At 45.9% G+C, this 17,434-nt stretch carries 10 protein-coding genes and 1 tRNA gene; 7 read left to right on the top strand and 4 right to left on the bottom strand.

Translation table 11 applies throughout. The features are described from left to right. Positions 1-66: 66 nt before the first annotated feature. From DW033_RS11495 to DW033_RS11505, 3 genes are all read right to left on the bottom strand, one after another. Positions 67-1,539: an ATP-binding cassette domain-containing protein gene (locus DW033_RS11495; RefSeq protein ID WP_048927757.1), complete on the bottom strand. Its 1,473-nt coding sequence runs from the start codon at positions 1,537-1,539 to the stop codon at positions 67-69. A gap of 136 nt (positions 1,540-1,675) precedes the next feature. After that, a complete protein-coding gene (locus tag DW033_RS11500) occupies positions 1,676-3,163 on the bottom strand; it encodes a SusD/RagB family nutrient-binding outer membrane lipoprotein (RefSeq protein WP_008771696.1) in 1,488 nt (495 codons plus the stop codon). Positions 3,164-3,188: 25 nt separating this feature from the next. Further along, complete coding sequence (locus tag DW033_RS11505) at positions 3,189-6,434, bottom strand: SusC/RagA family TonB-linked outer membrane protein (RefSeq protein WP_048927756.1); 3,246 nt, start codon at positions 6,432-6,434, stop codon at positions 3,189-3,191. Positions 6,435-6,994: 560 nt separating this feature from the next. Here DW033_RS11505 and DW033_RS11510 point away from each other — a divergent pair. Further along, positions 6,995-7,663: a DUF1080 domain-containing protein gene (locus DW033_RS11510; protein WP_048927755.1), complete on the top strand. Its 669-nt coding sequence runs from the start codon at positions 6,995-6,997 to the stop codon at positions 7,661-7,663. A 51-nt stretch (positions 7,664-7,714) separates the two neighbouring features. On the opposite strand, the gene argB is transcribed toward DW033_RS11510, so the two are convergent. Continuing rightward, the gene (gene argB / locus DW033_RS11515) at positions 7,715-8,482 is read right to left on the bottom strand and encodes an acetylglutamate kinase (protein WP_005855613.1); all 768 of its coding nucleotides are present in this window, start codon (positions 8,480-8,482) and stop codon (positions 7,715-7,717) included. Positions 8,483-8,559: 77 nt separating this feature from the next. Here argB and DW033_RS11520 point away from each other — a divergent pair. The 6 genes from DW033_RS11520 to DW033_RS11545 all read left to right on the top strand — a co-directional run bounded on the left by DW033_RS11520 (position 8,560) and on the right by DW033_RS11545 (position 17,368). Beyond that, positions 8,560-8,632: transfer RNA gene (locus DW033_RS11520), tRNA-Gly, on the top strand. 361 nt (positions 8,633-8,993) lie between these two features. After that, positions 8,994-10,181, top strand: a complete 1,188-nt coding sequence (locus DW033_RS11525; protein WP_048927753.1) for a DUF4105 domain-containing protein — start codon at positions 8,994-8,996, stop codon at positions 10,179-10,181. Next, positions 10,178-11,764, top strand: a complete 1,587-nt coding sequence (locus DW033_RS11530) for an alkaline phosphatase family protein (RefSeq protein ID WP_083434125.1) — start codon at positions 10,178-10,180, stop codon at positions 11,762-11,764. Before DW033_RS11525 ends, DW033_RS11530 begins: the two co-directional genes overlap by 4 nt. A gap of 133 nt (positions 11,765-11,897) precedes the next feature. Beyond that, entirely contained in the window at positions 11,898-15,278 is a 3,381-nt protein-coding gene (secA, locus tag DW033_RS11535) for a preprotein translocase subunit SecA (RefSeq protein WP_005855607.1), read from the top strand. 96 nt (positions 15,279-15,374) lie between these two features. Then, positions 15,375-16,469 carry an alanine dehydrogenase gene (gene ald, locus DW033_RS11540; protein ID WP_005865321.1) on the top strand — a complete coding sequence of 365 codons (1,095 nt, stop codon included), beginning with the start codon at positions 15,375-15,377 and terminating at the stop codon, positions 16,467-16,469. A gap of 155 nt (positions 16,470-16,624) precedes the next feature. Further along, a complete protein-coding gene (locus DW033_RS11545; RefSeq protein WP_005855602.1) occupies positions 16,625-17,368 on the top strand; it encodes a lipopolysaccharide assembly protein LapB in 744 nt (247 codons plus the stop codon). The last annotated feature ends 66 nt before the right edge of the window (positions 17,369-17,434 follow it).

Raw genomic sequence — 17,434 nt, forward strand, 5'->3', positions numbered from 1 at the left:
TTTCAATTCATACTTATCTTTTGAAAAATCATAACTATGTTTTTTTCAAGTCCTTATAAGGATAATTTACGCATGCTTCACTAGCTCGAACCGCTTGTCTACGCAAGCAGGTAATTCATGCGGGTAATGGGTTACGTAAATCAAGGTTTTTCCCGGGCGATCGCAGAATTGCTCGATAATAGCAGCCGCCTTTTTCTTATTGCTCACATCCAGACCGTGGAGAGGCTCATCTAATATAATTAAATCGGGATCTTTCACGAAAGCTCTCGCTAATAAAGCCAAACGTTGTTCTCCCGATGATAAGGTCAAGAATAAACGGTCTTTCAAATGTTCGATGCCAAAAACTTTCATCCACTCCAAGGCTACCGTTTCTTGCTCCGCATTACACTTACGAAACAAGCCGATCGAATCGAAAAAGCCGGAACCGACAATATTCAAGGTAGGGACATTCTCTTTATAATATAAGTGCATCTCCGGCGATACATATCCGATACGCTTCTTGATATCCCAAATACTTTCCCCGGAACCTCTCTTTCTATCAAACAAATACAACGTATTCGCATACGACTGGGGATTATCCGCGTAAACCAAACTCAGCAAGGTAGATTTACCAGCGCCATTCGGACCGAATAACGCCCACTTCTCCCCATTCTTGATTTCCCAATCCAAATCTTTCAAGATCGTACGGCTACCATAGCGTATTTTCACATGTTCCATGCGTAAAGTCACCTCATGTAAAGAGGCTATCTTGTTCATATCCACAGGCAAACGAACCTTTCCAACTTCCTCGCATGCATGAATGCCTTCCGTTGGAAAAAGACGGGCGATTAATTCCGTATCCGACATAAACTCCTCTCGAGTCAGCGGAGGCAAGCAAGTACAATCATGGATAGGCAATACATGCGTGATCATTGCCGGTATGTCATTGGGGTTAGATAATAACAAGACAACTTGAACACCATTCAATTTTGTCATTTGCCCCAGCATCTCTACCAATAAATCCCGGGAAGGAGCGTCTAAGCCGATAAAAGGATTATCCAAGATCAAGACACGAGGACGGCTAAGCAACGTCCTGACAATCAAGAATTTTCGTAATTCACCACTTGATAAGAAGATCAACCGCTTAGGCAATAAATCCTCTATACCGAAAAGAGTCAATATCTTCGCTAAATTATCAGAGCCCGCATATTCCTTCAACAATTCCTCGACAATAGGCATCTCCTCCGTCTCTGTCGAATGCCAACGCTGTTGGTAATAAGAATTCCGGCAATCCGCCAACGAATAAATATCCTTAAACGCTATGCTCTTGATAAAGTCACTCACCTTACCATCCCCGGAGAACACGACCTCACCTTCCTTAAAAGCGAATTTACGCTGCATAATATCCGCTATCAAGGTTTTACCAGCACCATTCGGACCGATTACAGCCCATTGCTGCCCTTCATCAATTCTCCAATTCACGGGTGTCGTAAACCGCAATTCCGGCAAACGAGTAACGATATTCTTAATATCGACCACCATCATTCCTTCTTTTTCCATCTTTTTTCTAAATAAGCCGGACAAAGGTACATAGTTTATTTAAAAATGACAGCATAATGACAAAAAAAGGGGCCACTCATCACGAGCAGCCCCTCTATAGTATACAGGCACTTGGTATGTCTATGTTAACTAGTAGTTAATGAACGCCTGTACGTGTATCCCACCACATTTGTTTACCCCACAAATTATCCACGACTTCCGCATCAAACGGAGCGCAATTCGCATTGTTCAAATTACGTTCCTTATCAGGATACGGAGAGCGGAACGGGGGTACGTTATGATTAGAATAGTTTGCCGGACGGCCCGGAGCCGGATACAAGTTGTCTGGCACGCCTGTACGGCGATACAATGACCAACCTTCCATTCCTTGCTTGAACATGGCAACCCATTCCTCATAATAAATCTGTTTCTTATCATTCGTGAACTTACCCGCGTTCGCAAGGTAATCCGCTATATCTTCGGCAGATACGCTATTCTCTTCCATGGAATAGGTAACAGCCTTATTGTATGCGTCCTCTGCGGAGATTCCGGTATTCCATCCCAACATAGATGCCTCAGCGACACAGAACCAAGGCTCAGCGACACGCATATAAGGAGAAAAACCAGCCAAGTCCGTGAAGAAACGTGCTCCCCAAATGGAATATTTAGAAGCTACCGCATTCGCTTTCGCCCCGATCGTATAACCTACATACTTAGGCTCACCGGCCTCCACACTTTCTTTTGTGGGTTGGAAATAAGATGAGCAACGAGGGTCCTCACGTGTATTCATATGATCCACGATCACGTCTGCGGCACAATACTCCGTCTTACGTGTACGATAACCGTCTGCCATCGGTTCGTAATAGTTGGGGTCTGTTCCGATCCACCAGAAGAAAGCATTATCATCGTTGCTTTCCATGATCGGATACTTAGTGGGATTACCCATGACTTCCTCTACGGTCTCCTTAGCCAACGCCGGGGAAACCTCTGAGATACGCATCGCTAAACGAAGACGCATAGAATTACAATATCTCTGCCACTTCTCGATATCACCACCGAATAACAAGTCTCCCTCGCCTAAGTCATCACTACCACCATCGGCAAAGCCATCCGCAGCTTCCTTCAACGTAGCCAATAAGCCCGGATAAATATCCTCTTGCTTATCGTATTTCGGCTGCAAGACCCCATCTGTCATCTTAGCGGCATCCGTATAAGGGACATCCCGCCAACGATCCGTGGCTACCTGCATCAAATGAACCTGCATAACCTTCGATACGTTCAGCATATTAGGAGTCTCATTAAACGTGGCACGCTTCTCGATATCTTTTAGGTTATTCAATATACGATACAAATACTCCCAGTTCGTATCCTGTACACCCGTACGGAAATTATAGCGGGACTCGTCGATATAAGTCATCTTCGAAGCATATCCGCAGAAAGTCATCGGCTCATCCATCGCGAACCACCGATCATACAGACGATAGGATGTGTAATATAAAGAATACGCCAGAAGATTCGTCGTAGGCACATCCGTAGGGCTATCCGGGTCTGTATTGACCTCCTCAAACGAATCGGTACACGAGCTACCGAATACAGTAGCACCGACCATCATAGCCATCATGAAATTCTTGATATATCTTTTCATATTAAATTCCTCAGATTAATGTTGATTAAAATGTTACACCTAATTTAAGACCAAAGCTACGAGAAGGAGGATAAGAGTTGGACTCAAAACCTACACCAGAGTTAAATCCTCTGCTTGTAGCCGTAGTCTCGGGGTCATCGCCACCGGTACTTGTAGACTCCGGATCAATATGAGCGATATTTGACTTATGCACCCAAAGCAACGCCAAGTTCGTACCAACCAATGATACATGAGCGGCCTTGATACATTTAGTCTTCTCTAGAATTGATTTCGGGAAATTATACGTCAGGTGAGCCTCACGCAATTTCAAGTAAGAACCATCGAATACCGACATCTCACAAATCGTATAATAATTATAGAAGAAGTCCTCCGCGTTGACAGCGACATCATTAATCTTACCATCAGCGGTCTTGAAGACCTTGTCCGTCATATAATTCTGGCCAAGTACGACGCCATTCTCACGCAAATCGCCTTCTGCTGTGTGTTTCAAGATACCTGTCTGAGAACCGAATGCTTGTGTAACAGAATACACGTCACCGCCCAAACGGAAATCCAATAAGAAACCGAAGCTCCAATCCTTATAAGAGAACTCATTGCTGAAACCAGCCAACCACTTCGGCGTAACATCACCGATCTCTTTTCCAGCCTCGTAGACAGGAATACCATCCTCTACCAAGATCGAGCCATCCTCATTATATACGTAACCTGTACCTACCAAAGTACCCCAGCTCTTACCGACCATAGCATAGTTCTTCACGCTCCAGCTACTACCGATTTGGTAAGCGTCCAAGGACTGTCCGGTAACGGGATCTGTATAAAGCTCATCGATTCGGCTCTTATCCTTCGCCCAGTTCAACGTAGCCGTCCAGTTGAATCCCTTCGGATTCTTGATGATATCACCGGATACCTGCAACTCGACACCCTTGTTGCTGATCTTTCCAGCGTTGATATACATAGAGGTATAACCAGTAGAGGTAGCCACGTTCGCATTCATGATCTGATCGCTCGTCACCTTATTATAATATGCGGCATCAATATGCAAACGATTGTTGAACAAATTAGCCTCAACACCAACTTCCCAAGTCTTTACGCTCTCCGGACGAAGATTTGTAGGAGGAAGGATTGTCGGATTATAGAACAATGTAGTACCATTGAACGAAGAACTGATCAATGAATAATAAGCGTTCGAACGATACGGGTCCGTTGCGGAACCGATCTTTGCCCAACCACCACGTAATTTCAAGAAATTCAAATAATCGCCATTTTGCAATCCGGGGAATGTCTCGGTCAAGATCCAGCTACCACTGAAAGAAGGATAGAAGAAAGCGTCCTTGATCGTAGAGTCCCAGTCATTACGGACACTGACCTCGGCATAAGCCATATTCTTGTAGCCGATAGAGGCATTAGCGTATACAGAGTTTGAACGACGTTTCTCATGGTCGTTCAAGGTGTACGGGGTTCCATGAGCGTTCGCTACGGTAAACAACCCCTCTGCGGTCAATTCGTCCGCACCTGTCCCCATGATAGCTGTTTGATAATCACGATAGTTGGCTCCAGCCAAACCATTCAAGGCCCAATCACCGAAGTTCTTGTTCACGTAGGCGATAAAGTCTGCGTTAAACTCAGTCATCGAACGGTCGAAGCTACGGAAATATCCATTCGGATAGTCGATATTCCATAAAATACGAGAGAACTGATTAGAATCGTAATGATCCAAGCCCATACGACCTTCAAACTTTAACCAATCGGTCGGTTTGATATACAAAGAGGTCTTGCCATAGAAACGATTACGATCATAACTATTGGTATTCTTATTCAATGTCCAATACGGATTCGCATGGAAAGACTGTATCCAGTTATAATGCGTATATTTTCCATACTCATCCACTTGATCCCAATTATTCTTCAAATCCTTCAAATCAACTTGACGACCAAACCACTGCATGATAGACTGCAAAGCATTCGTACTGTTATATCCCGTACCCGGCAAGTTCGCACTTTTCGTGCGAATATAATTCGCGGACAAGTCGAAATCAATATACTTATTAAACGTCATTTTCGTGTTCACCGCCATAGCATAGCGCTTCTGATCAGTGTTCGGGGTCGTACCGCCTTGATCACGGAAAGATAAAGACGCGCGTGTAGACGTTTTATCCGTAGAGGCAGACAAAGCCACCGTATGATTCATAGAATAACCCGTTTGGAAGAAATTCTTGATATTGTCCGGGCAGGAAACCCAAGGAGTAGCCTGACGCACGCCATCGATCACCGGGCTATTGTATTGCGGCAAATTCAATCCGATATCCAAGCGAGGTCCCCAAGACTCATCCGCGTTATCGTTGATACCACTCCCCATACCATCTACATAATTGTAACCATTCTCCAAGGCAAAAGCTTGATAATCGCCAGAATATCCCCCCGCTTGCGCTTCCTTCCAATCATACTCGGAAGCGTAATAGCCTTGTCCGTACTTATTCTGCAATCTAGGCAAATTATAAACCCGGTCAATCGTGATATCACCCTCATAAGAGATAGATACACCCTTGTCTTTCTTACCGGATTTAGTAGTAACCAAGATAACGCCATTACCGGCACGCATACCATACAAAGCGGCAGATCCACCCTTTAACACAGAGATAGACTCTATATCCTCCGGATTAATATCATTCAAGCCGGAACCCAAGTTTACAGTGGCACCTTTCGCATTATCATTAGCGATAGGCACACCGTCCACGACGATCAACGGTTGGTTATTACCAAAAGAGGAATTACCGCGAACCACGATATTCTGCGACGCACCAACCTGTCCACCTTGAGAAGTAATCTGCACACCGGCGATCTTACCGGAAAGTGAGGTCGCCAAGCTCTGTTGGCCAGCTTTTGTCAACTCATCAGATTTCACCTCTTGCAGGGCATAACCCAAGGCTTTCTTCTCACGAGTCAAACCCATAGCGGTTACAACCACCTCATCCAACGCTTTTGAATCCGAGTCCAAAACAACGTTGATCACGGATGCCACAGGGACTTCCTTCGTTTTCAATCCTACATAAGAAATAAAGATCATCTTAGCGTCTCTCGGTACATCTAAACTAAAGTTTCCCTCAAAGTCCGTAACCGTACCAATCGTAGTGCCTTTCACAACGACAGCCGCACCGATCACGGGTTGCTGATCTTCCGATGATATAACATTACCTGTTATCTTCATCGTCTGTGCCGTTGCGACTCCTATGCCTATAAACAAGCATAATAACAAAAAAGTCAACCTTCTCATAAACACACTTTTTATTTAACAATTAATTATTTAAATCAAAATTCACACATAACTTACCATAGTTTACGAAGAACGATTTTATTTACAAGTGAAAGCGAAATAGGTTGAAATGCTATGATTCTTAAGGAAATCTTCTTTTTTTTATCAAAGATCAAATAGTTTGTTAAAATGATATTAAAATCTTGTATAATCTTTATTGTTGTAAAATAGATTAACTGAAAAATACCTATTGCTTGATTGGTTTTGTGTTATTATGATATTGCTTATGTGTCAAAATATGAATTTAATAGGTCTAAAAATGACGTTGTGAAATATATTTGACTGTTTTAATGACACAAAATCATGGTGTTATTTGTTTTTAACAGAAAATATTCTTTATATTTGCAGTGTGAAGATTAGGTGTATGTGTGATTGTATGTAAAAGTAAAGTAAATATTTTAATGTAATTTTATATATATGCATGTATAATCCTGCTGTTATAAACTAAGTTCTTCGTAGACTATGTTTCTTCCAAAATAAATGAATACATTTGCCTCACGTAAATCTTTAAAACTAATAGCATGAAACATTTTCTTTTAGCCATGGCTACTTTATGGTGTGTGGCAGGTACATTCTCCTCATTCGCGGCGGATAACAATAAATGGAAGCCTCTCTTCGGTAAAAATCTGGAAAACGCCAACTACAATCCGGAAGTTTGGAGCGAGACTGATGGCGTGTTAGGTGCCGTGAAGGACGAGTCTATCTGGACAAAGGATGAATATGAGAACTTCGAGCTGGATCTTGATTTTAAGACCGACGTGGGCACGAACAGCGGAGTAGTCGTTTACTGTACGGACACGAAGGATTGGATACCCAACTCGGTAGAAATACAGATAGCGGACGACCATTGTGAAAAATGGGGAAACGGCAAGCCGTATGAGAAATGCGGAGCCATTTACGGACATCTAGGCGCCGTGCAAGACAAGGTAGTCAAAAAACCCGGGGAGTGGAATCATATGCGTATCAAATGCGCCGGACAACATATCATGGTTATCCTCAACGGAAAGAAAGTTACCGAAATGGATATGAGCAAATGGACTTCCGGCACCAAGAACCCGGATGGAAGCGATATCCCAAGCTGGCTGCCCAAACCTTTCGCCGAATTACCGACAAAAGGATTTATCGGATTACAAGGAAAACATGGGGATTCATTAATCTGGTTCCGTAATATCAAGATTCGGAGTCTTTGATAGACCTATTATATAATGTACGTGAGGGGCTATAAACAGCCCCTCATTTATTTAAAAGACTCTCGTCCCTTTTCCTTGGTGAATCTCCGAGGCTTGCGTAATAATCACCTGCTTCACCCCGGCGTCTATCGCTTGGTAAGCGTTTTCTAGCTTTGGGATCATGCCCCCTTGGATAATTCCCTGTTCTACATATCCCTTAAACGCTATACGATCGATTTCCGGTATCACGCTCTCATCATCGTTCTCGTCCAACAAAACGCCTTTTTTCTCGAAACAGAACATCAATGTCACCTCAAAATGTTTCGCCAACGCTTTAGCGGCTTCTCCCGCTATCGTATCAGCGTTCGTATTCAACATATGGCCTTGTTTATCATGTGTAAGAGGAGCCAGTACCGGCACGATACCTTGATGGATAAGAGAGGCTAGCAAATCGGCATTCACCTCTTTCACGTCGCCTACGAAACCATAATCCACCTCTGCCACGGGACGTTTGTCGGAGCGCATCAAATTCATGTCCGCACCGGTCAATCCTAAAGCGTTTACGCCCAACGCCTGCAAGCCCGCTACGATGTTTTTATTCACCAACCCGCCATAGACCATTGTCACGACCTTCAAGGTCTCGGCATCCGTAATACGGCGACCGTTCACCATCTTGCTCTCGATCCCTAATTGGGCGGCAAGCTTGGTAGCCGAGCGTCCTCCCCCATGCACCAAGACCTTATATCCCTCGATAGCAGCGAAATCGTTCAATAATTGACGAAGCGTTTCTTCTTCCTCAACGATCTTCCCTCCTACCTTTATCAAGACTAGTTTTTCCATACTTAATTCTTTTTTATAAAATTTTCTCGCCAAAGTTACTAAAAAAAGAAAGATTTGTATACATTTGCACTCGCAATGCGGTAGTAGCTCAGTTGGTAGAGCATCAGCTTCCCAAGCTGAGGGTCACGAGTTCGAGCCTCGCCTACCGCTCTATCAGGCATTAGGCGATTATCCAAATAAGGATGGTCGCCTAATTTTGTTTTATCTCCTCAATGCTCCTTCTAAAAGCAACGTCTGTTTCTCTAGCTAGAAACTAGAGTTTTGTGCAAGGGAAACTTCTGTTTCCTCATAGGAAAACTTTTGTTTTCCCTAGAAGAAACTAAAGTTTCTTAAAAAAAATCCGCAAAAACTGCAACACTCTTATAATCAAAGACGTAACCAAGTTTCCTTTTCCCTTTATAATAAAAACAAAGCTATCTCTTTTCTCGACATAAAGCCATATGTTATGCTTAAACGATCTATACTGTTTAAGAAAAATAATCTACCTTTGCGTCAAATAATCAAGAAGAGAATGACAAAAAGCATATTTCTATTTCTGCTGGGGATTCTTTCCCTATCGGCGATGGCGCAACCCAAACTGAGCGAGGAAGCCCGTATCAGTCTGATGACCAGCGCACCATACGATGAAGAGGTATTCACCGTGTACGGGCATGCCGCTCTACGCATATACGATCCCAAGCAAAATATAGATTATATATTCAATTACGGTATATTTGATTTCTCCAAGCCTAATTTTATCTACCGATTCGCTAAAGGAGAGACGGATTATAAACTGGGAGTAGCCGATTTCCAAGACTACGTGATCGAGTACCAAATGCGGGGCAGCGATATCACGGAGCAAGTATTGAACCTCACCCAAGAAGAGAAAGAGCATATATGGGATGCCCTGCTTATTAATTACAGGCCGGAGAACAGGGTATATCGTTATAACTTCTTCTTCGATAATTGCGCTACCCGCCCTGCCGCGATCTTGGAAAAGGAGATCAACGGGAGCGTCGATTATCAGTATCCCTATCAATCCCAGACCTTCCGGGATCTTATTAATTATTGTACCCGAAACCATCCGTGGCTCACATTCGGATGCGACCTAGCGCTAGGCAGCCCCACCGACCGGGAGGCCACCCAGCACGAGATGCTCTTCCTCCCCCCTTATCTAAAAGAAGCGTTCTCTAAAGCCACCATCACGGGCCCGGACGGGACAATCCGCCCATTGGTGAGCGAGACCCACGTGATCGGAGCCGGGGAAGCCGACGAGCCGGAAAAAGATATCTGGGATTTATTCACTCCTTTAGTCTGCGCTTGGCTTCTGTTCGGAATCGTTTTAGGGCTTACTTGGATCGAATGGCGCAAAAAAAAATACTTCTTGTGGGTGGATTGTGTCCTTTTCTCGGTAGCCGGAGCCGGAGGTGTCATCCTCTTCTTTCTTAGCTTCATATCCGTCCATCCCTGCACGTGGCCGAACTGGTCTTTGGTATGGTTACAGCCGCTGGATTTGATCGCTGTTATTTTGTTTTGCGTAAAAAAGCTGAAGAAGGCTGCATATTACTATCATTTTATTAACTTTGCGGCGCTTACGCTGATGTTACTGGGATGGTATTTCATTCCGCAACATCTAAACAGTGCCTTTATTCCGCTTGTAGCCTCGATTTGGGTTCGTTCGGGTTGGGGTGTTTACAGAAATATATGGAGAATCGGATGAGAAAAATTATAACGTCACTTATCGCTATCCTCGTGGTAACAAACCTTGAGGCGCAGCAACGTACCCCCAAATTGGTGGTATGTATTACTGTGGATCAGCTAAGGGGCGACTATATAGAATACTTTTATAATACATTTGGTGAACGTGGCTTCAAGCGTTTGATGAACGAGGGGTTGGTGTACAACAATATCCGCTTCGAGTTCTCGGACATAGACCAAGCCAGCGCGTTCGCGACTCTTTTTACCGGAAGCAACCCTTGCTTCAGCGGTATCGCGGGGGAGAAGACGTTTGATTTCGAGAAAGAGAAAGAGGTCTCGATCTTAAATGATCCTGAATATCTGGGTAATTACACGAAAGAGAATTATTCGCCCAAAAATTTATTCAGTTCCACGATCGGCGACGAGTTGAAAATCGCCTCTCAAGGAAGAAGCGACGTATATTCCATCGCCCCGGATGCCGAGAGCGCCATCCTTTCCGCCGGACATGCGGCCAACGGAGCTTTCTGGATGGATAACACCAACGGGAAATGGGCTACCACGACGTACTATAAGGGTATCCCTTGGTATGTAGACCGCTATAATAACGGCCCGGAATCCTTGGTGTCACGCTTGGAAACCATGGTATGGACTCCTACCCTTCCGATGGAGAAATACGATGCCTTTCCTTACGTATTGGATGATCTTCCTTTCCGCTATACGTTCAGCGAGAAGTTCGCGAACTGCTATCCGAACCTAAAGACCTCGCCGTTTATCAATAAGGAGATCAATCGTTTGGCCCTCCAGTTCCTAGAGTACGGAGGGTTTGGTACACGCAGTTGCCCGGATATGTTGTCTATCACGTACTACGCGGGCAATTACCGGGGTACGATGAGCAAAGAATACACCCGGGAGATTCAAGATACGTATTATCAACTCGATCAAGATATCGAGAAGCTACTGGATACGATCGACAAGAAAGTGGGCTTGGCCAATACATTGGTAGTCTTCACCGGTTCCGGTTATTATAAAAGCGAGGAGTCTTATCCGGACGGCCTGATGGTGAACGGTGGCGAGTTCCACCCGAAACGTTGTCTGGCCCTGCTTAATATGTACTTGATGGCCATTTACGGCCAACATACCAGTTGGGTACAAGGATACTACAACAACCAGATCTACTTGAACCGCAAGGCGATAGAAGACGCCAAGCTGGATTTGACGACTTTACAGAACAAGGCCGCCGAATTCATACAGGAATTTAGTGGCGTACAACTCGTCACCACGGGCAGGAGCTTGCTTACGGGCGACTGGAACGAGGGAACCGCCAAATTCCGTCAAGGTACGCACCATTTGAGACGGGGCGATCTGATCATCGAGTTGCAACCCGGTTGGAAAGTGAACCTCGACAATCCGAAAGAAAAAGTCAAGATTATACGCAATAATGCTGTTATCACCCCGCTGGTATTTATGGGCAACGGGTTGAAACCCCAACATATCTACCGCGAAGTCAAGGCCACTGAGGTAGCCCCCACGGTAACCCATGTGCTAAGAATCAGGCCACCAAACGCTACGCAAAGCTTGCCACTCTGGGAGCTGACAACCAAATAATAGAGAATTGATCATTAAAGTTGATAATTATCAAGGGTTGTGTGGCTCTTCTTTTATTTATTATTATCTAATTATTCAAACAACAAAGTAATAACAGACGATAGTTGCTCAACTATCCATTAACATAAGAATCATGGGATTTAATGAGTTTATGACGAAGCTGTTCGGCAATAAGTCGCAGCGTGACCTTAAAGAAATCACACCTTACGTAGATAAGGTAAAGGCCGTATATCCGTCAATCAAGGCACTCTCGAACGACGAGTTGCGTGCGAAAACAGATGAGATCAAACAACGTATCCAAGACTACGTAGCCGAGGAGAAAGCGCAAGTGGAAGAGCTTCGCAAAGGCATCGAGGATAAGGAACTGGAAGAACGTGAGGCGATCTGGGCCGAGGTAGATAAAATTGAGAAAGCCATCACGGACAAGATGGAAGTGGTACTGGAGCAATCCTTGCCCGAGGTATTCGCCATCATGAAAGATACGGCCCGCCGTTTCGCCGAGAATGAGGAAGTGGTAGTTACCGCTAACCAATTCGACCGGGATCTGGCCGCTCGTTTCGACTTTGTCCGCATCGAGGACGATAAGGCGATCTACGCCAATCACTGGAAAGCCGGTGGTAACGAGATCACTTGGGATATGATCCATTACGACGTTCAGCTATTCGGTGGCGTCGTTCTTCATAAAGGTAAGATCGCCGAGATGGCGACCGGTGAAGGTAAGACCTTGGTGGCTACCCTTCCGGTATTCTTGAACGCCTTGACACGTAACGGCGTACACGTGGTAACCGTGAATGATTACTTGTCAAAACGTGACTCCGAGTGGATGGGACCGCTTTATATGTTCCACGGGCTTTCCGTAGACTGTATCGACAAGCACCAGCCGAACTCCGAGGCTCGCCGTAAGGCTTACGAGGCGGATATCACGTTCGGTACGAACAACGAGTTCGGTTTCGACTACTTGCGCGACAATATGGCGATCAGCCCGAAAGACTTGGTACAACGCAAGCATAACTACTCCATCGTCGATGAGGTGGACTCCGTATTGATCGATGACGCTCGTACGCCGCTGATCATCTCCGGACCGATCCCTCGTGGCGAGGAACAATTATTCGAGCAATTCCGCCCGAACGTGGAGGTTGTCGTGAACGCGCAGAAAGACCTTTGCTCCAAATTATTGATCGAGGCCAAAAAGAAAATGGCTAGCGACGACCAGAAGGTCGTTGAGGAAGGCTCTATCCTTCTGTACCGCTCCTTCAAGGGATATCCCCGCAACAAAGCGTTGATCAAGTTCTTAAGCGAGCAAGGCGTAAAAGCTCAAATGTTGAAGACGGAAGAATATTTCATGTCCGAGAATATGCGCCATATGCACGAGGCGACCGATGAGTTGTATTTCGTGATCGACGAGAAGAACAACAGTATCGAATTGACGGATAAAGGTATCGACCTATTGACCGGTAAGACGGACGACCCGACCTTCTTCGTACTTCCCGATATCACTTCCCAATTATCTCAATTGGAGAACATGACCGGCACCGAGGAAGAGAAACAAGCTCAAAAAGACGAGATCTTGGCGAACTATTCCGTTAAGAGCGAGCGTGTACATACCATCAACCAGTTGTTGAAAGCTTACACCTTATTCGAGAAGGATGATGAGTACGTGGTTATGGACAACAAGGTCATGATCGTTGACGAGCAGACGGGTCGTATCATGGACGGACGTCGTTATTCCGACGGTCTGCACCAAGCGATCGAGGCTAAGGAACGTGTAAAGGTAGAGGCCGCTACACAAACATTCGCCACGATCACCTTGCAGAACTACTTCCGTATGTACCATAAATTATCCGGTATGACCGGTACGGCGGAGACGGAAGCAGGCGAGTTCTGGGATATCTACAAATTGGACGTGGTAGTGATCCCGACCAATCGCCCGATCGCCCGTAACGATATGAACGATCGTATCTACAAGACAAAACGTGAGAAATATAACGCTGTCATCGAGGAAATCGTTCAGCTGACGGAGGCAGGCCGCCCGGTATTGGTGGGTACAACATCCGTAGAGATCTCCGAGTTATTGAGCCGTATGCTTACGATGCGTAAGATCCAGCACAATGTATTGAACGCTAAGTTGCACCAGAAAGAGGCCGAGATCGTGGCCTTGGCAGGTCAGAAGAGTACGGTTACGATCGCTACCAACATGGCCGGTCGTGGTACCGATATCAAGCTGTCCAAGGACGTGAAAGACGCAGGCGGTTTGGCGATCATCGGTACGGAACGTCATGAGAGCCGTCGTGTAGACCGTCAGTTACGTGGTCGTGCCGGACGTCAGGGAGACCCGGGTTCATCCGTATTCTTCGTATCTCTGGAAGACGATTTGATGCGTTTATTCGCTTCCGAGAAGATCGCCGGCTTGATGGATAAGCTTGGTTTCAAGGAAGGCGAGGTTCTGGAGCACAATATGTTGAGCAAGTCCGTAGAACGTGCCCAGAAGAAGGTAGAGGAAAACAACTTCGGTATCCGTAAACGTCTGTTGGAATACGACGACGTGATGAACTCACAACGTAACGTAATCTACACCCGCCGTCGCCACGCCTTGATGGGAGAGCGTATCGGTCTGGACGTATTGAACACGATTTACGATACTTCTACGGCTATCGCCGATCAACACGCCGAGGACTTCGAGGGCTTCAAGTTAGAATTGTTCAAGACATTCGCCATGGAAAGTCCGTTCACGGAAGACGAATTCAAGAGCATGAAACCGGAGCAACTCGTAGAGAAATTGTTCGAGGAGGCATTGAAGACTTATAAACGTCGCATGGAACGCATGACGCAAGTCGCTCACCCGGTCATCAAGCAAGTGTACGAGAATCAAGGAGCGATGTACGAGAACATCATGATTCCTATCACGGACGGCAAGCGCATGTATAATGTATCTTGTAACCTGAAAGAGGCTTACGACACGGAATGTAAGGCAATCGTTAAATCCTTCCAGAAATCAATCGTATTGCATATGATCGACGAGGGATGGAAAGAGCATCTACGTGAGATGGACGAGCTGCGCCACTCCGTACAAAACGCTAGCTACGAGAACAAGGATCCATTGTTGATCTACAAACTTGAATCTTACAACCTGTTCAAGACAATGGTAGACAACATGAACCGTAAGACAGCCGCCATCTTGATGCGTGGACAGATCCCGGTACGTGAGGAGCCGACCGAGGAGCAACGCCAAGCCATGCAAGCCCGTCAAGCGGCCGTAGCCCAGCAAGCAGCCCAAGCGATCGCCGAGGAAAGAGCCCGTCAACGTATCGCCGTACAAGAGGCCGCCCCGGAGAAGCACGAGGATATGAGCCGTTACCGCACGGAGAAAACAGACTTGAGCGGAAACAACACCCAAGCCGAGGCACCTCAGCCGAAGCAAGCTCCGGTCCGTGCCGAGAAACGAGTAGGACGCAATGATCCATGTCCTTGCGGAAGTGGCAAGAAATACAAGAACTGCCACGGACAAGGTTTATAAGGAACAAGAAATAAGATAAAAAAAGAGGGACAGAATACCAATCTGTTCCTCTTTTTTGTATATTGCAGGCATATAAACCCATTAAATGCTACCATTATGATTATTGGAATTCCAAAAGAAATCAAAAACAACGAGAACAGGGTAGCTCTTACTCCCGCCGGAGCCAAAGAGTTGGTGAAAAGAGGTCATACCGTGTATGTACAACACACGGCTGGTATAAACAGTGGTTTCGCCGATGATGCCTATGTGGCGGCAGGGGCCCGGATACTCCCGTCCATTGAGGATGTATATGGAATTGCCGAGATGATCGTAAAAGTAAAAGAACCGATCGCCAGCGAATATCCCTTGGTACGCAAAGGACAGCTTGTCTTCACCTACTTCCATTTCGCATCCGACGAGGCTCTCACCCTTGCCATGATAAAGAGCGGCTCCATCTGTCTGGCTTACGAGACCGTGGAGAACCCAGATCATACGTTACCCCTTTTGATTCCTATGAGTGAGGTGGCCGGACGCATGTCCGTACAGGAAGGCGCTCGTTTCCTTGAGAAACCGCAAGGTGGCAAAGGCGTATTGCTAGGTGGCGTGCCGGGCGTGAAACCGGGTAAGGTATTGGTTTTAGGCGGTGGTGTGGTAGGCCACAACGCCGCCTTGATGGCCGCCGGGCTAGGCGCCGATGTCACGATCGCCGACATCTCGCTTCCCCGCTTACGCTATCTGTCCGAGACGATGCCGAAAAACGTGAAGACGTTGTTCTCTTCCACGCATACGATCGAACAGGAATTACCCACAACCGATTTAGTGATCGGCGCCGTATTAATCCCCGGAGCCAAGGCCCCGCACTTGATCACCCGGGATATGTTGAAATTATTAAAACCGGGCAGCGTATTGGTAGATGTAGCCATCGATCAAGGCGGTTGCTTCGAGACCTCCCATCCGACTACGCACGCCAATCCGGTTTATGAGATAGACGATATCCTCCATTACTGCGTAGCCAACATTCCGGGAGCGGTCCCGCAGACTTCCACGTTAGCCTTGACCAACGCTACCCTGCCGTACGTGATCAAGCTTGCCGACAGAGGTTGGGAAAAAGCCTGCGAAGAAGATCCGGGCCTAGAACTGGGATTAAACATCGTGGAAGGAAAGATTGTCTACCCCGCCGTGGCTGAGGCTTTTCCTTCACTCAAAGCATAAGTTCCAAAGAATCTTTCATTAGTAGGGATTGCTTGCGGCAATCCCTTTTTTATGTTTTCTATTTTTATTGTTTTCTAAAAAACGTAAAATATCTTGGCTTCTTTTCCCGCACACCTTAACTTAGAGCACAAAATCAATTAAATTTAATAATTACCATGAAGAAAATTGTTTTATTAGTGGCTTTATGCCTATGTGTGGGAAACCTATTCGCACAAGACGCTGACAAATTAAGAGATGAAGGTGACGCTGCTTTGAAAGCAAAAGATTACGCTACCGTCGTAACAAAATACGGCGAATACTTGAAACAAAACAATTACCAAGACACCGCCCGTATCTTCAATTGCGGATACGCCGCTAATCAAGCGAAGAACTACGCCGAGGCCGCCAAGTATTTCGACATGGCCGTTAAGATGAACTACAACGTAGACGACTCTTATGTAGGCGAGGCCATGGCTTACCGTAACTTAAACAAGACAGAAGAATTCCTGACTACCGTAAAAGAGGGATTAAAAGTGATTCCCGATGGAAACAAGAATAAGACCAATCTGGAAAAGTTGCTTTACGGTTACTGCATCAAACAAGGACAAGCCGCCCAAAAGAAGGGAGATCTGGCCGGTGCCGAGAAAATGTACAAAGAGGTCCTAGCCGTATCGAACAAGGATTACCAGAGCAACGCTTACTACAGCCTTGGCGCCATGCTGTATGGCAACGGAGCGAAGATATTACAGGCCGCTACCCCGATCGCTACTTCCGAGCCGGATAAATACAACGCCGAGAAAGCGAAAGCCGACAAAGACTTCAAGCAAGCGAAAGAATATTTGACAAAGGCTGTCGAACTCGACCCGAAAGACGAGAACTCCAAGAAGATCCTCGCTTCTATCAACGACATCCTGAAATAAGAAAGAGGACTTTATTCATACAAAAAAACCTCCCGGATCACATAGAAAAGTGATCCGGGAGGTTTT

Source organism: Parabacteroides sp. AF39-10AC (assembly GCF_003635405.1).
GTDB classification, from domain to species: domain Bacteria; phylum Bacteroidota; class Bacteroidia; order Bacteroidales; family Tannerellaceae; genus Parabacteroides; species Parabacteroides distasonis.

Excerpts from the sequence above, each read along its gene's own strand:
- argB (WP_005855613.1), bottom strand. The coding sequence starts at position 8,482 with ATGGAAAAACTAGTCTTGATAAAGGTAGGAGGGAAGATCGTTGAGGAA.
- DW033_RS11545 (WP_005855602.1), top strand. The coding sequence starts at position 16,625 with ATGAAGAAAATTGTTTTATTAGTGGCTTTATGCCTATGTGTGGGAAAC.
- secA (WP_005855607.1), top strand. The coding sequence starts at position 11,898 with ATGGGATTTAATGAGTTTATGACGAAGCTGTTCGGCAATAAGTCGCAG.
- DW033_RS11510 (WP_048927755.1), top strand. The coding sequence starts at position 6,995 with ATGAAACATTTTCTTTTAGCCATGGCTACTTTATGGTGTGTGGCAGGT.
- DW033_RS11505 (WP_048927756.1), bottom strand. The coding sequence starts at position 6,434 with ATGAGAAGGTTGACTTTTTTGTTATTATGCTTGTTTATAGGCATAGGA.
- DW033_RS11525 (WP_048927753.1), top strand. The coding sequence starts at position 8,994 with ATGACAAAAAGCATATTTCTATTTCTGCTGGGGATTCTTTCCCTATCG.
- DW033_RS11530 (WP_083434125.1), top strand. The coding sequence starts at position 10,178 with ATGAGAAAAATTATAACGTCACTTATCGCTATCCTCGTGGTAACAAAC.
- DW033_RS11495 (WP_048927757.1), bottom strand. The coding sequence starts at position 1,539 with ATGGAAAAAGAAGGAATGATGGTGGTCGATATTAAGAATATCGTTACT.
- DW033_RS11500 (WP_008771696.1), bottom strand. The coding sequence starts at position 3,163 with ATGAAAAGATATATCAAGAATTTCATGATGGCTATGATGGTCGGTGCT.
- ald (WP_005865321.1), top strand. The coding sequence starts at position 15,375 with ATGATTATTGGAATTCCAAAAGAAATCAAAAACAACGAGAACAGGGTA.